The sequence below is a fragment of the Sporosarcina sp. FSL K6-3508 genome (assembly GCF_038615825.1).
In the GTDB taxonomy this organism is placed as follows: domain Bacteria; phylum Bacillota; class Bacilli; order Bacillales_A; family Planococcaceae; genus Sporosarcina; species Sporosarcina newyorkensis.
Genome location: NZ_CP152016.1, coordinates 3,217,661 through 3,232,285, shown reverse-complemented (window position 1 = coordinate 3,232,285; position 14,625 = coordinate 3,217,661). Strand labels below are relative to the sequence as shown.

General features: G+C 43.2%; 14 protein-coding genes. 10 read left to right on the top strand and 4 right to left on the bottom strand.

The features are described from left to right. Window positions 1-13: 13 nt before the first annotated feature. From MKX97_RS16045 to MKX97_RS16020, 6 genes are all read left to right on the top strand, one after another. Window positions 14-973: a siderophore ABC transporter substrate-binding protein gene (locus tag MKX97_RS16045; protein ID WP_078818285.1), complete on the top strand. Its 960-nt coding sequence runs from the start codon at window positions 14-16 to the stop codon at window positions 971-973. 285 nt (window positions 974-1,258) lie between these two features. Continuing rightward, window positions 1,259-2,401: an MFS transporter gene (locus MKX97_RS16040; RefSeq protein WP_081464546.1), complete on the top strand. Its 1,143-nt coding sequence runs from the start codon at window positions 1,259-1,261 to the stop codon at window positions 2,399-2,401. Window positions 2,402-2,510: 109 nt separating this feature from the next. Then, complete coding sequence (locus MKX97_RS16035) at window positions 2,511-3,173, top strand: uracil-DNA glycosylase (RefSeq protein WP_342536477.1); 663 nt, start codon at window positions 2,511-2,513, stop codon at window positions 3,171-3,173. 19 nt (window positions 3,174-3,192) lie between these two features. Next, window positions 3,193-4,929 carry an ABC transporter ATP-binding protein gene (locus MKX97_RS16030; protein ID WP_342536476.1) on the top strand — a complete coding sequence of 579 codons (1,737 nt, stop codon included), beginning with the start codon at window positions 3,193-3,195 and terminating at the stop codon, window positions 4,927-4,929. Between the two features lie 23 nt (window positions 4,930-4,952). Further along, complete coding sequence (locus MKX97_RS16025) at window positions 4,953-5,549, top strand: DNA-3-methyladenine glycosylase (protein ID WP_342536475.1); 597 nt, start codon at window positions 4,953-4,955, stop codon at window positions 5,547-5,549. 57 nt (window positions 5,550-5,606) lie between these two features. Then, window positions 5,607-6,656: a membrane protein gene (locus MKX97_RS16020; RefSeq protein WP_009498914.1), complete on the top strand. Its 1,050-nt coding sequence runs from the start codon at window positions 5,607-5,609 to the stop codon at window positions 6,654-6,656. 77 nt (window positions 6,657-6,733) lie between these two features. Here MKX97_RS16020 and hmpA read toward each other — a convergent pair whose 3' ends face one another. Beyond that, entirely contained in the window at window positions 6,734-7,957 is a 1,224-nt protein-coding gene (hmpA, locus tag MKX97_RS16015; protein WP_340760629.1) for an NO-inducible flavohemoprotein, read from the bottom strand. A gap of 243 nt (window positions 7,958-8,200) precedes the next feature. Between hmpA and MKX97_RS16010 the strand changes: the two genes are divergently transcribed. Together MKX97_RS16010 and MKX97_RS16005 are read left to right on the top strand one after the other, a co-directional pair. Beyond that, window positions 8,201-8,647: an Rrf2 family transcriptional regulator gene (locus tag MKX97_RS16010; RefSeq protein WP_342536474.1), complete on the top strand. Its 447-nt coding sequence runs from the start codon at window positions 8,201-8,203 to the stop codon at window positions 8,645-8,647. A gap of 52 nt (window positions 8,648-8,699) precedes the next feature. Beyond that, entirely contained in the window at window positions 8,700-9,626 is a 927-nt protein-coding gene (locus MKX97_RS16005; RefSeq protein ID WP_078818277.1) for a manganese-dependent inorganic pyrophosphatase, read from the top strand. A gap of 53 nt (window positions 9,627-9,679) precedes the next feature. Here MKX97_RS16005 and MKX97_RS16000 read toward each other — a convergent pair whose 3' ends face one another. Beyond that, window positions 9,680-11,059, bottom strand: a complete 1,380-nt coding sequence (locus tag MKX97_RS16000) for an FAD-dependent oxidoreductase (protein ID WP_340760628.1) — start codon at window positions 11,057-11,059, stop codon at window positions 9,680-9,682. Between the two features lie 98 nt (window positions 11,060-11,157). On the opposite strand from MKX97_RS16000, the gene MKX97_RS15995 reads away from it, so the two are divergent. Next, window positions 11,158-11,865, top strand: a complete 708-nt coding sequence (locus MKX97_RS15995) for a DsbA family oxidoreductase (protein WP_221836242.1) — start codon at window positions 11,158-11,160, stop codon at window positions 11,863-11,865. Window positions 11,866-12,234: 369 nt separating this feature from the next. On the opposite strand, the gene MKX97_RS15990 is transcribed toward MKX97_RS15995, so the two are convergent. Continuing rightward, window positions 12,235-12,744: a YceI family protein gene (locus tag MKX97_RS15990; RefSeq protein ID WP_342536472.1), complete on the bottom strand. Its 510-nt coding sequence runs from the start codon at window positions 12,742-12,744 to the stop codon at window positions 12,235-12,237. A 164-nt stretch (window positions 12,745-12,908) separates the two neighbouring features. On the opposite strand from MKX97_RS15990, the gene murB reads away from it, so the two are divergent. Next, a complete protein-coding gene (murB, locus tag MKX97_RS15985) occupies window positions 12,909-13,829 on the top strand; it encodes a UDP-N-acetylmuramate dehydrogenase (RefSeq protein ID WP_342536471.1) in 921 nt (306 codons plus the stop codon). A gap of 66 nt (window positions 13,830-13,895) precedes the next feature. Here the strand turns inward: murB and MKX97_RS15980 are convergent, their stop codons facing one another. Beyond that, window positions 13,896-14,570 carry a universal stress protein gene (locus MKX97_RS15980; protein WP_078818275.1) on the bottom strand — a complete coding sequence of 225 codons (675 nt, stop codon included), beginning with the start codon at window positions 14,568-14,570 and terminating at the stop codon, window positions 13,896-13,898. Window positions 14,571-14,625 lie beyond the last annotated feature (55 nt).

The following is a 14,625-nucleotide window of genomic DNA, read 5'->3' as shown; positions in this document are numbered from 1 at the left end:
GGAACTTAAACCAATGAAAAAACTTACATTATCCCTGTTTGCATTAGTTTTAATGCTTGCACTAGCTGCTTGTGGCAGCACGAAAGAAGAAGATAAGCCGGCTGACAACGCAGCTCCTGAAGATAAGCCAGCTGAAGAGAGCAAAGAAGTAACAATCAAACACGAACTTGGTGAAACAACTCTTGAAAAGAACCCTGAAAAAGTAGTAGTTTTTGACTTCGGAACATTGGATACACTAGACGAACTGGGAGTGGAAGTAGCAGGCTTACCACAAACAAACGTACCTGGATATCTTTCTAAATATGAAGATGAGAAGTATGAAAACTTAGGAAGCTTAAAAGAGCCGGATTTCGAAGCAATTCATGCATTAAAGCCGGATGTCATCTTCATTTCTGGACGTCAATCGGACTTGTATGATCAGTTTACAGAAATCGCACCGACAATATTCACGGGTGTAGATACATCACGTTATATGGATTCATTTAAAGAAAACATGGAAACTATTGCAACGATCTTCGATAAAGAAGATGAAATGAAAACTGAGTTGAACGATGTGGACGCAAGTATTGAAGGAATCAAAGCAAAAACAGCAGAATTAGATAGCAACGCATTGATCATCCTTGGAACAGAAGGTAAAGTAAGTGCTTATGGTCCTAGCTCACGTTTTGGAATCATCCACGATGTGTTCGGTTTTAAACCAGCAGATGAAGGTATCGAAGTATCTACACATGGACAAAATATCACGTTTGAATATATCTTGGAAACAAACCCTGATATCCTATTCATCATCGACCGTGATGCAGCTATCGGCGATGGAAGTGCAAAAGATTCCATTGAAAACGACCTAGTGAAGAAAACAAACGCATTCAAAAACGATAAAATGATTTACCTAAACGGTGAATATTGGTACTTATCTGGCGGCGGGCTACAATCATTTAAAGAAATGATCAAAGAAGTCGAATCTGCACTATAAAGAGAAATGCCACCCCGAAGGACTTAGTCCTTCGGGGTTTTTCTATGGAGTGGTGTAATGGATTTTGCGTGCGATGAACATAAAAGGCTGAATTGCGCTCATAAATTACCCACTTTAGCTCATACTTCTTTCTTAAGTAAAACTACGCTAGTCAAATTACCTCATAAAGTGCTATAATTACATATGTAAAGACACCTAAAGATTGTACAATAGAAAGGTAGAGCACTAGTGAAAACGAAGGAAATCTCACGTAATAAATTGCTTGGCATCGCGGGTACCGGGTGGATGTTTGATGCAATGGATGTCGGCATCCTGTCATTTATCATTGCAGCGCTCGCTGTTGATTGGCAGCTGACGTCTTCAGAGATGGGTTGGATCGGAAGTATCAATTCAATCGGTATGGCTGTTGGAGCGTTTGGTTTTGGATTGCTTGCGGATCGTATTGGGAGAAAACAGGTGTTCATGATCACGCTCATCTTATTTTCAGTCGCTAGCGGATTATCCGCCTTAACCACCTCTTTATGGGCGTTTCTGATTCTGCGTTTTTTAGTGGGAGCAGGATTAGGCGGTGAGCTTCCTGTTGCGTCTACGTTAGTATCGGAAAGTGTTTCAGCGAAAGAGCGCGGGCGTGTTGTCGTATTGCTTGAAAGTTTCTGGGCGGCAGGTTGGCTGATTGCAGCGCTGATCGCGTACTTTGTCATCCCGAGTTATGGTTGGCGGATTGCATTGATCATAACAGCATTACCGGCATTTTATGCAATTTATTTACGACGGAATTTGCCGGATTCAAAGAGATTTATAAAAGAAGGAAGAACAGAACAGTCTACTGGACAAAAACTGAAGCTATTGTTGGCTCCGGCATATAGAAAGCGCACCGTTATGCTTTGGATCGTTTGGTTTGCTGTTGTCTTTTCCTATTACGGAATGTTCCTATGGCTACCGAGCGTCATGGTATTAAAAGGTTTTAGTTTAATCAAAAGCTTTGGATATGTTTTGCTTATGACACTGGCCCAGCTTCCTGGCTACTTCAGCGCTGCCTGGCTGATCGAACGAGCTGGACGAAAGTTTGTCTTGGCCACATATTTATTCGGCACGGCACTTAGCGCGCTGGCTTTTGGTAATGCGGATACGCTAACGACATTAATGATTGCAGGCGCATTTTTATCGTTCTTTAATTTAGGCGCGTGGGGAGCATTGTATGCTTATTCACCTGAGCAATATCCAACCGCAATACGGGCAACGGGATCAGGCGTTGCAGCAGCTGTTGGCCGAGTTGGCGGTATTTTCGGTCCGTTGCTTGTCGGTTCATTGCTGACGGCAGGCTATGGGTTCGGTATCATATTCGGTATCTTCTGTGCCGCCATCCTGGTGGGGGTATTATCTGTTGTATTACTCGGAACAGAAACAAAACAAACGGAGTTAGCATAGTATAGGTTAAGTCGTTTCCATTTAACATAAATGGGGGCGGCTTTTTCAATGGTAAATATTTTTGATTCTGCCTAAGAACCTCTATAATTGTGACAAGGGAGTTGATAGGATGTTTCGTATTCCGGATGATATAGCACAGACTGCACTTGAACGCAGTGAAGGTTTTCAGGTGGAAGGGTTTGTACGAGGTGAAGGTCCTGAATCACCGACCCTCTTGCTGGTCGGAGAAGCGCCTGGAGAACATGAGGCCGTACATGGCGTGCCATTCATCGGCAGAGCAGGTGACGAACTGATGAAATCTCTTGCCTCGGTAGGACTTTCGCGAGAAGATGTTTATATGACAAGTTCATTCCGCAGTAGACCTTATAAATGGGGAACGAAGAAAGAACGTGACGGTAGCTTGACGAAACGTAAATACAATCGTCCGCCAACACAAAAGGAACAACTTGCCCATGCACCGATATTGGATTATGAAGTGGCGAATCTTAAGCCGAAGCTCATCGTTACGCTTGGTAATATTGGTTTACAACGATTGCTCGGAAAGCATGCCAAAATAACAACACTTCACGGTCAGCTATTGACACAGCCTGTTCAGTATCTAAAATCATTGAATGATACGCGCTATAGCTGGACAGACCATTCGTATACCATTCTACCGACATTTCACCCGGCATCCATCTTTTATCGTCCGTCCCTGCGAACTGATTTAGAAGAGGATTGGTTGCGCATTGGGGAATATATCCAAGGGCTAAATTACAACGCATTGGAATAAGATAGAAAAGAGGCGAGTGATGAACAATCAAGCAAAAGCAACCGGATCATTGAAAAATTTCATAAGTTTAATCAAGACATTACATTGGCCTGTTGCAGTTACAGCCATTGCCTTGCTTTTATCACTTATCGAGACAGTAGCAGGGTTGGTCGTTCCCTTGATCACCAAAGATTTGGTGGATTCTTTCACGAGCGAACTGATGAACTGGAAAACAGGCGTATTCTTGCTGGGTTTATTCGTTGTCCAAGCAATTGCTGGTGGCTTTTCCTACTATATGCTTGCTTATATTGGAGAAACGGTAGTGGCAGATCTACGCAATCAATTATGGCAGAAGGTTCTGCGTTTGCCGATCCCATATTTCGATCAGAATGAAACCGGGGAGACGATGAGCCGGATTACACAAGATACAACTGTGCTCAAATCGTTAGTGTCTGAACATCTAGTATCTTTCATTTCCGGCATGATTTCCATTATCGGAGCCATTGTCATTTTGTTGGTGCTGGATTGGAAAATGACCATCATTATGCTGATTAGTGTGCCAGTCAGTATGGTCATATTAATCCCATTAGGACGGTTGATGCATAAAGTAGCGAAGGCGACACAAGCTGAAATGGCGAAGTTTTCGGGGCACTTAGGTCGTGTGCTCGGTGATATCCGGTTAGTAAAGGCGTATCGGGCAGAGCCGACAGAAGGAGGGAAAGGGAAGACGGCAATTCAATCGTTATTCCGGTATGGGTTAAAGGAAGCGAAGATTCAAGCCGTCATCTCACCCATCATGATGCTGACGATGATGGGGATCTTAGTAGTGATCCTTGGTTACGGCGGAGCACAAGTTGCAAGAGGTGCTTTGTCTGCAGGAACGTTAGTAGCCATTATTTTCTTACTGTTTCAAATCATCATGCCGTTTGCCCAAATGGCACAGTTCTTTACCTCGTTTCAAAAAGCAGTAGGAGCGACAGAGCGCATCCAGGGAATTCTACAAATGAAGTCTGAGCCGGCAATGGGCAAATTTTCACCGCAATCAGAAGGGGCACTAACGTTTTCAGATGTGCACTTTTCTTATGATCCGGATAAACACGTAGTGAATGGTATTTCATTTACGGCGGGTAGAGGGACGGTCACTGCATTCGTAGGCCCAAGCGGTGGCGGGAAAACAACAATCTTTTCATTAGTCGAACGCTTCTATCTACCGAATTCAGGAGAAATCTTACTTGGCGCGGTGCCTATAAAGGACATACCACTAGCAGAGTGGCGTGGACGAATTGGTTATGTTTCACAAGAAAGTCCATTATTGAGCGGCACTATTCTAGATAATATTGCTTATGGTTTAGAGCGGCGACCCTCTATTGATAAGATTATCGAAGCAGCAAAGGCGGCCAATGCCTACACGTTTATCGAAGAGATGCCGGATCAATTCGAGACATTGGTCGGGGAACGCGGTATGAAACTGTCAGGAGGCCAGCGCCAACGGATTGCCATAGCCCGTGCATTATTGCATAACCCGGAAATCTTGTTATTGGATGAAGCTACTTCCAACTTAGACAGCGGGTCCGAAACTCATGTGCAGGAGGCATTACAGCATTTGATGAATGGCCGAACTACATTGATTATTGCGCACCGTTTGGCGACGGTTTTGCATGCCGATCAACTGTTGTTTTTAGAGAACGGCAAGATTACGGGGCGAGGACGGCATGAAGAATTATTGGAATCACATGACCTCTATCGTGAGTTCGCAGCGGGTCAAGGTTTGGCCTGATATGTGGAAAGGAGAAGATTACAATGTATGAACCGATCGATCCGTCTTTTTTTGAAGCTCCTGTCTTAGAACTTGCACGCAACTTAGTCGGAAAGCATATTGTTAATGAGCGTTCGGATGGCTTGCTGGTTGTTAGAATCGTAGAGACTGAAGCGTACCACGGACCCGAAGATCGTGCGGCTCATAGCTTCGGTAATCGTCGAACAAAGCGTACAGAAATTATGTTTGGAGAAGCGGGATCGGTGTATACATACCAGATGCACACCCACGTGCTGATGAATGTCGTGGGTGCAAAGGTAGGGATTCCGCATGCCGTTTTGCTGAGAGCAGGCGAGCCTGTAGAAGGTTTGGTTCATATGCAAGAAAACCGTGGGAGTCACATTAAGAAAATGACCGATCTGACAAATGGTCCGGGTAAGCTCTCAAAAGCACTTGGGGTCACGATGGACTACTACGGTCATCATTGGGCACAGAAACCGCTTTATATTTCAGAAGGATTTCCGCAAAATGAAGTGGAAGCTGGTCCGCGCGTAGGTATTGGAAACTCAGGTGAGGCTGTCCATTATCCTTGGCGGTTTTATGAAAAAGACAACCCTTTTGTTTCGAAATACAGGAAATGAAGTGGGGGTAAAGATCATCTCGCGGCCTTGTCGTGACAGAGAAGAATAGGGGAAATTATGAGAGACATATTAAAGATGGGAAGTGCCTTCATCGGCATAATTGTCGGGGCTGGTTTTGCTTCCGGGAATGAAATTATGACGTATTTTACGAGTTTTGGATTCTGGGGGATCCTGGGTGCTATCGTCTGTACTGTATTATTTGCTTATTTGGGGATGGTATTGACGCGTCTTGGCAGTCGGATGCAGACGAATTCTCACAAGGATGTCATTTATAAAATTAGCGGGCGTTACTTAGGCGTCGTGGTGGATGGCATTATTATCTTTACACTGTTCGGCGTTGGAGTGGTTATGCTGGCTGGCGCCGGAGCTAATTTACATCAGCAATTTGGGTTGCCTTCTTATGTCGGCAGTTTGCTGATGATTGTGCTCGTATTTTTAACAATCTTATTGAATGTCGACAAAGTGGTTGCGGTGATTGGCAGTATTACACCATTTCTGATCATCACAGTTGTTGGCGTATCGATCTATAGTGTATGGACTATGGATACAACATTTGCGGTTCTGGATCCTGTAGCTAAAGCGGTGCCGACGACATTACCAAATTGGTTTGTTTCGGCAATCAACTATGTGTCGTTCAATATTGCAGTGGGCGCATCTATGTCCATTGTGATGGGAGGCGCGGAAAAAAATGAGAAGACAGCTGCTTGGGGCGGTTTTGTTGGGGGCCTTGGTCTCGGTATCTTGATTTTATTGAGTCACTTGGCAATATTCTCGAAGGTAGATGACGTGGCGGGAACAGAATTGCCAATGCTTGCGATTATCAATTCTATTTCGCCTATATTCGCGATATTCATGGCGCTTGTGTTGTACGGCATGATTTTCAATACGGCGGTCAGTATGTTCTATGCATTTGGTGCGAGATTCATTGAAACTGGTACGAAGACGTTTAAAGTTTTCGTAGCTGGTTCATTAGTAATCGGCTATGGGCTGAGCTTCTTCGGTTTTACGAACTTGGTCAGCAATTTTTATCCGCTTGTCGGCTATTTAGGACTGTTTTTAGTGGCAGCACTGATTTTTGCTTCAATCCGTATGCCTAAGAAATTATAAAGCGAAACACAGTTAGAAATGAACTAAAAGCCAAAGAAAGACCCCGCGAATTAAATTCGCGGGGTTTGTTAGTATGGTCAAACAGTTGCTAAATCAAGTTGTACAGCAGGTCCGAAGAATTCGAAGTGTACTTTTTCTTCTGGTACGCCGATTGCATAAAGCTGTTGGATAACGAATTCCATGAAACCAGTAGGTCCACAGACATAGACATCGCTGCCTTCGATGACATTTTCCTGCAAGAATTCGCGTGTGAACATGCCGTCTCCCTCTTCTGAATAAAGGGCTTTGTAGCTGGAGTTCGGTAATTTTGCGTTCAACTGCTCTAATTTAGTAGCAAATGCTTGTTGGCTGCGTGTACGGGCGGAGTGCAAGAATGCGACTTCACGTTCAGGAGACACGTCTGCAATTGTTTGATACATTGCTTTCATTGGTGTGATTCCTACACCGCCGCTGATCAATGTTACAGGTGTTGTCTTTGTCGGCTCTAGATAGAAGTCTCCTGCAGGTACGCTTACCTCGATGATATCGCCAACGGCTGCTTCGTTATGCAAGTAGCAAGAAACAACGCCATTCGGTTGCAGTGAATCTTCACGTTTGACGGAAATGCGGAATGTCTCATCATTGGATTTTTGCGACAAGCTATATTGACGATTAACGACATTTTTCACACCTGGGATTGAAGTGCGAATTGTAATATATTGTCCTGGCAAGTAGTACGGTAACTTTTTGCCGTCAACTGGTTTTAAATAAAAGGAAGTGATAACATCACTTTCTTCTACTTTATCGACAATCTCGAAATCCTTGAATTCTCTCCAGCCGCCATCGGCAGATTCGTTGTCATCATACATTTTTGCTTCCAATCCGATGAATGCATCTGCAATCACTCCGTAAGCTGCTGCCCATGCGTCGATGATTTCAGGAGTTGCTGCATCACCTAGTACTTCTTTGATTGCACCTAATAAATACTCCCCTACAATTGGATAATGCTCAGGCAAGATCCCTAAAGATACATGCTTGTGTGCGATTTGCACGACTGCTGGAAGAATTGCTCCTAGGTCGTCAATGTGTTGAGCCGCTGCGTACACTGTATTAGCGAGTGCCGTTTGCTGACGTCCCTGTGATTGGTTTGCATGATTGAAAATGTCGAGTAACTCTGGGTGTGCTTCAAACATATTTCTGTAGAAAACTGTTGTAATCGTTTTACCGTGTTGCTCCAGTACTGGTACTGTTGATTTAATAATATCGATTGTTTTTTGATCTAACATGGTAATGCACAACCTTTCCGTATTTGATAAACCCATCATAAAACACTTTTTGCTTAAAAGCTATATATAAAATACATGTTTAAATAGAATACAAAAAATGGACACAGTTCATTCAATAAACCGCCATACACTAAAAAAGCTATCTTTTTATGATAGCCGGTTCTGACAAGTTTAAACCCTAAATGGATCAACGTTGTTATTCATCTGACTCGCGGCGGTAAATAAGGAATTTTTGAATGAAAATGCTATAATGGAAAAAGAACAGAAAGTGGTGATATTATGCGTTTAACTATGTACACTGATTATTCGCTGCGTGTTCTGATTTTTCTAGCGTCCAAGCAACATGATGAACTTTCCACTGTGCAGGAAATATCGGATGCTTATCAAATCTCTAAAAATCACCTCACAAAAATTGTCCATGAATTAGGAAAGCTGCAGCTGATTGAAACGATTCGTGGTCGCGGAGGAGGAATTCGCCTTTGTACAGACCCTAATGATATCAATGTCGGAGAACTTGTCCGTAAAACCGAGGATGATTTTCATTTGGTTGAATGCTTTGATCCAAATAAAAATATGTGTGTTCTATCATCGGCCTGTCATCTGAAAGGTGTATTGTATGAAGCATTACAAGCCTATTTTGCTGTGCTGGACCGTTATACAATAGCAGACTTCGTTCATAATAAAGATGAAATTCATGCTTTATTATTTCCCACTACTCAAAGATAAATAGTGTGGTAAAATAAAATTAGTAAACAGAGTGAATTAGGAGGATTTAACAATGTCAAAAGTGTTAGTCATCGGGCATAAAAACCCAGATACAGATTCAATAGCATCTGCTATTTCATATGCGTACTTGAAGCAGCAATTGGGAGTAGATGCAGAAGCAGTGCGTTTAGGAAATATTTCAAAAGAAACTGCGTATGCTCTTGAAACATTTGGTTTTGAAGCCCCTCGTTTAATCGAAAAGGCATCGCCTGAAGTATCGCAAGTTATCTTGGTCGATCATAATGAAAAGCAGCAGAGTGTAGACGATTTGGACGAAGTACAAGTGTTGGAAGTCATTGACCATCACCGAATCGCAAACTTCCAGACAAATGATCCGCTATATTATCGGGCTGAGCCGGTTGGTTGTACGGCAACAATTTTGAACAAATTATTCAAGGAACATGGAGTCAAGATACCGAAAGAAATCGCAGGACTCATGCTATCGGCAATTGTTTCTGATTCATTGTTATTCAAATCACCAACTTTTACAGAGCAAGATCAGGCAGCGGCTAATGAATTGGCTGCCATTGCCGAGATCAATGCTGCTGAGTATGGTCTAGCCATGCTAAAAGCCGGTGCAGATTTGAGTGCGACGCCTATTCAAGAATTAGTTAGCTTGGATGCAAAAGAATTTTCATTCGGCGATATCAAAATGGAGATTGCTCAAGTGAATGCAGTCGACCTTCAAGATATTCTTGGGCGTCAAGCAGAGTTGGAAAAATTGCTTCTTCAAGTGATTGAGCAAAAGAACTTGGATTTATTCTTGTTTGTCGTAACGGATATCATTAACAGTGATTCTGTCATCATTGCATTAGGTAAAGAAGCAGAACGTGCAGGCTCCGCGTTTAATGTATCGTTCGATAATAACTCCGCATTGCTAAAAGGCATCGTGTCACGCAAAAAACAGATTGTACCAGTATTAACTGAAGCGTTATCCTAATGAAAAGACTGTCTAGAAATCGGAAATTCATCCGGTTTCCATGACAGTCTTTTTTAACTTAAATCAAGAGGCTGAGTGGCAGGACCTTCGAGTACTGAACCATCTGCACGGAAACGAGAGCCGTGACAAGGGCAATCCCATGTTTGGTCGCCTTTATTCCAGCGAGTACGGCAACCCATATGTGTGCAAATAGGCGAGTCCGTGCGTGCGATATGACCGCCTGCAAATTCCTTCACTGTGCGCCCTGTCAATAAAAGAGCCCTGCTAAATAATGCGCCAAAATCTGTGCGTCGAGGAGAGTATAGTTCGCTGGCAGGATTGTGTCGCCCGACAATTGCGTCCGAGATGATTTGAGCGCTGGCCATGGAGTTGGAGAGCCCCCATTTTCGATAGCCAGTACTAATAAAGACATCAGGCGATGCATCTGAAATAGCTCCGGCGTAGGGCACTAGATCTGGCGTAGACGGATCTTGCGCAGACCATTTGTAAATGATGTCCGAATGTTGCAAGTTCGTTTTTAGGTCCTCTGTAATGCGGTCATAATGGATCTGCGTTTCTTTTTCTGCCCCAGCATGATGAGATTCTGCGGCCAGTAATAAATACGATTGACCGTCAATGGTTGTTGTGCGTATTGAGCGTTTCGGATTATCAACGGCGATATATTGATGGGCGAAAGGGGTGGTTGTTTTTGCCGCTGCTATATAAGAACGATCGACGTCTAATTTGAGAATTTGCATACCTTCAAGTGCCTCAATCGGATAATGCGAACAGATGATCAGCTGACGGTAACGAATTTCTGTGGAAGAAGAAAGCTTAACGAAATGGCGGTCTGTATCGAGTGCCGCAACTTGTGCATGTTCAAATAATCGAGCACCAGCCTTGGTTGCAAGCTGTGCTAACTTTTGTCCAAAACGAACTGGATGTATTTGAGCTTCGTTCTCGATGATTAATGTGTTTGTAGTCTGAAAAGGTAAATCGGTTGTCTTGCCAGCTAATGTGAACGGAATTCCTATTTCCTCATAGGCTTTTTTCTCTCTCATTAATTGTTCTGTACCTTTTGCAGTTTGTGAGTAAAGTGCGGAATGTGCAGTTTGCAGTTCATTTGCATCTGCAATGGAACGAGCGAATTGCAGAGCACTTTCGTTCGCATTGAAATAAAGCTTTGCGCTTTCCAAGTCAAATTGCTCAATCAAATCGGCATATACCAAGTCATGTTGCGCAGTTAGTTTACCAGTTGAGTTCCCGGTCGCTCCGTGTAAAATGCTGTTTTTCTCCAATAAAATGACATCTTTACCTTGTGACGCTAAGAAATAGGCATTTGCAATCCCACTTAAACCTCCGCCGATGATCAAAACCTCGCATGATAGATTATCCTCTACCACAGGATATTCTTCGTTTGGATATGCGGTTGCCAGCCATAGTGACTCATTCATTTTTACACCAGTCCTTTTATATTCAAATAGTTCAAGCATTTATATTGTACCCAAATTTTATTGAATCTAAAATTGATAGTAGAAAGGTGGCGGAATAAATGAAAATTGAAGTATGGTCCGATTATGTTTGTCCGTTTTGCTATATCGGAAAGAGACGTTTGGAGCAGGCACTGAAGCAAGCAGGGCTAGAGGAGAAAGCAGAGGTGCAGTACAAGGCCTATCAGCTGGATCCGAATACACCTGTAGCATCTGACCAATCGCAACTTGAAGGGTTGGCAAACAAGTATAACATCAGCAGGACTGAAGCAGAAAATATGATGAAAAATGTTGAAGAGCAAGCAAAAACGGTGGGGCTTCATTATCAAGTGGAAAAAATGAAGACTTCCAATACGCAGGATGCACATCGTCTAGCGAAATTTGCTGGACAGCATGGGGCGGAAGAGCAAGTGACCGAGCGTTTGTTGCATGGTCACTTTGTGGAAGGTGAACGTATCGACACAGAGGAAGTACTCGTATCGATCGCACAAGAAGCGGGTCTCGATGCAGAGCTGACGAAAGCAATGCTCCACAGTAATGATTTTGCAGATGAAGTGCAAGCTGATATCGAAGAAGCACGTCAGATTGGCGTACAGGGTGTACCGTTCTTTGTCATCAATCGGAAGTATGCAATTTCCGGTGCTCAGCCGATCGAAGCATTTGTGGAGGCGCTCGAAAAGATTGCAGAAGAGGAAGGAATCAAACCAACTCTGCAGATGCTAGGAAAAGATAGCGGGGGGCAGTGTGATGATGACTCGTGTGATGTGTAAATAAGGATAGAAAAGCAGCAGTCGGAATGCTCGTATGGCATTTCGGCTGTTGCTTCTTTAAATGTACGAGATTATTGAGTTACCTTACCAGATGAGATGATCTGGAGATATTTCACATTGTTATTATCGAGATTTCCATTTTAAGTGAAGCAAAAGTTATACGAATACAGCTGGTCAAGTTTTCGTCGAGTAAGTGCGGCAGGGGGGTATCCGTGAGGATTTGCGCTCTAGACGGTACGCTTTCCCGGAGTCGACCGTCTTCCGCTTCAATCCCTAAATTGCGTAGACTGGGCAATTTGATCTTCGTTTAAATTCAGTAAAAAGCAAATGCTTCTGACTGAGCACTGGTATTCATCTGTTCAGGCATTTTCATTTTTTCTTTACGGCAATGGTCAGCTGAATATCAATTGTATCGCCGACCATGACACCGCCTGCTTCGATAGCCCTATTCCATGTCAGGCCAAATTCTTTCCTCTTAATCTTGCCTTCAGCTAGATAGCGGGCATCAAATGTTTCAGGCGCTAAAGGTGTAACACAAAACAATAGCTTTTTCGTAGTCTGTTTAATGGTCAAATCTCCAGTCATTCTATACATATTATCCTTCTCTAGATAAATAGATCGAGAGAGAAACGACATATATGGAAAGGATTGTGCGTCAAAAAAGTCTTGTGAGCATAAATGCACATCGCGCTCCTTATTGTCTGTCTGAATAGAACGAACAGCCACTTTAAACTGGACAGAACTCTTCGCCAAATCCAGTGCATTTCCTTCGATTTCCCCTGAAAACTCTTCAAACTTGCCCTTCACGCTCGATACCATCATATGGGGAACGGAAAATTCGACAGTGGATGCTGTGGAATCAACTTTCCATTTATTCACTTTCTCTCCTCCTTGTGGGTCTTTAGTTATGTAAACTGTAAAGGAAAAGCCTATAAAAGTCAAAATGAAAAACCTTGTCAAAAAGACCGATTGGAAGCATACTAATAGAGTGATAAGAATGTTTCCTTGTTTGGAGACAGGTAAAGTGAAAGGACTGGATGTGAATGTCAAAACATCGCTGGTTTGAAGACCTTCAAATGAAAATAAAGAACGGTTGGGTATTGCTTGATGAACCGCTAAACAAATACACGAAAACGCGTCTAGGTGGAAAAGCAGATGTTGTCGTAGCACCTGGAACTATAGAAGAAGTGCAAGCAGTTGTAACCTACGCATATGAACGAAACATTCCGATTTTATTATTGGGTAACGGATCGAATATGGTTGTACGGGATGGCGGTGTTCGTGGGATTGTCCTGTACATGGCCAATCTTAATGAAATTCAGATTAAGGAAAGTACGCTAATTGCGGAAGCGGGGGCACATATCATCGATGCATCCAAGGCAGCGGCAAAAGCTTGCATGACTGGTTTGGAGTTTGCTTGTGGGATTCCAGGATCGATCGGCGGAGCAATGGCAATGAATGCCGGGGCATACGGCGGTGAGATCAAGGATATTATTACACAAGCTACATTGATGGATGATACGGGGAAGATCTTCATTCTATCCAAAGAAGAGCTGGAACTTGGTTATCGAAAAAGCATTATTACAACGAAAGGCTACTATGTACTATCTGCTGAATTCCAATTGACGCCTGGCGTACAATGTGATATCGATGCGGCTGTGGCAGACCTTACGTTTCAGCGCGAATCTAAGCAGCCTCTTGAATATCCTTCGGCGGGCAGTGTTTTCAAGCGACCGCCAGGCTATTTTGCAGGAAAATTGATTCAAGATAGTGGGCTGCAAGGCAAAGGATTTGGCGGAGCAGAAGTTTCTACGAAACATGCCGGGTTTATCGTTAATAAAAAAGACGCAACTGCAACAGATTATATCCAGACGATTGAAATGGTGAGAGCAGAAGTCAAAAAGAAATTTGGAATCGATCTGGAGATGGAAGTAAAAATAGTAGGAGAAGAGCTCTCTGAATGATAAGAAGCAGCATCCCGAAAGTCGGGATGCTGCTTTTTTTAAAAATGATATGCACAGATGTCAGTATTAATCATAGACTTTGCATTGAATCTTGCTCGTTTCCAGCACTTGGTCCTCTTCAATTTGAACTTGGCAAATTTTATTGTTTTGCATGAATTTAAAAATGCCGTTATTAAAATCTGTTCCAATTTCTTTGAAGAAGATACCTTCGTATTGTGCACGTTTGGAGAGTGTGAAATTAATGCGATAACCATCACCGTCTTGAACAAGGTAGGCACGCACGCCTTTTTCAAAAGACCCTTCCTCCTCATGTTTGATCGCCCGATCTACAGAGACTACATGGAAGTCAACGAATGGGATCTCTCTTAGCAGTACGTTCATGAAGGAGCCTTTCGTAATTTCTTCCCAACGGCTTTGCGCTGTTTGCCCGATGATGATTTGTGTGATGCCGTATTGGTGTGCGACTTCTTTAATGACCTTGGCTGCGGGTCGCGTTTCATCGTCTCGGATAATGAACGCTTCCACGTCTAGCTCTTCAGCAAGTTCTTGCCAGCGTTCGATGTACTCCGATTTCTCCGCATCAAAGTCATCCAGTGGTGCAGGATCGACGGTTAAGATGTACAGCGGACAATCCATGATTGCTGCGATTTTATATCCTCTTTTAATGAGACGTTCACCATTTGGACCGTAGTACACACAAACGAGAATACTCTCGTCCATACGGCTTTTCATTTTGCCCATAATGACTCTTCACCTCTTCATATTCGATAAAATAATTAGTTTACCACTGTATACA

Coding starts and splice junctions, on each gene's coding strand:
- MKX97_RS16045 (WP_078818285.1), top strand. CDS start 14: ATGAAAAAACTTACATTATCCCTGTTTGCATTAGTTTTAATGCTTGCA.
- MKX97_RS16040 (WP_081464546.1), top strand. CDS start 1,259: ATGTTTGATGCAATGGATGTCGGCATCCTGTCATTTATCATTGCAGCG.
- MKX97_RS16035 (WP_342536477.1), top strand. CDS start 2,511: ATGTTTCGTATTCCGGATGATATAGCACAGACTGCACTTGAACGCAGT.
- MKX97_RS16030 (WP_342536476.1), top strand. CDS start 3,193: ATGAACAATCAAGCAAAAGCAACCGGATCATTGAAAAATTTCATAAGT.
- MKX97_RS16025 (WP_342536475.1), top strand. CDS start 4,953: ATGTATGAACCGATCGATCCGTCTTTTTTTGAAGCTCCTGTCTTAGAA.
- MKX97_RS16020 (WP_009498914.1), top strand. CDS start 5,607: ATGAGAGACATATTAAAGATGGGAAGTGCCTTCATCGGCATAATTGTC.
- hmpA (WP_340760629.1), bottom strand. CDS start 7,957: ATGGGTTTATCAAATACGGAAAGGTTGTGCATTACCATGTTAGATCAA.
- MKX97_RS16010 (WP_342536474.1), top strand. CDS start 8,201: ATGCGTTTAACTATGTACACTGATTATTCGCTGCGTGTTCTGATTTTT.
- MKX97_RS16005 (WP_078818277.1), top strand. CDS start 8,700: ATGTCAAAAGTGTTAGTCATCGGGCATAAAAACCCAGATACAGATTCA.
- MKX97_RS16000 (WP_340760628.1), bottom strand. CDS start 11,059: ATGAATGAGTCACTATGGCTGGCAACCGCATATCCAAACGAAGAATAT.
- MKX97_RS15995 (WP_221836242.1), top strand. CDS start 11,158: ATGAAAATTGAAGTATGGTCCGATTATGTTTGTCCGTTTTGCTATATC.
- murB (WP_342536471.1), top strand. CDS start 12,909: ATGTCAAAACATCGCTGGTTTGAAGACCTTCAAATGAAAATAAAGAAC.
- MKX97_RS15980 (WP_078818275.1), bottom strand. CDS start 14,570: ATGGGCAAAATGAAAAGCCGTATGGACGAGAGTATTCTCGTTTGTGTG.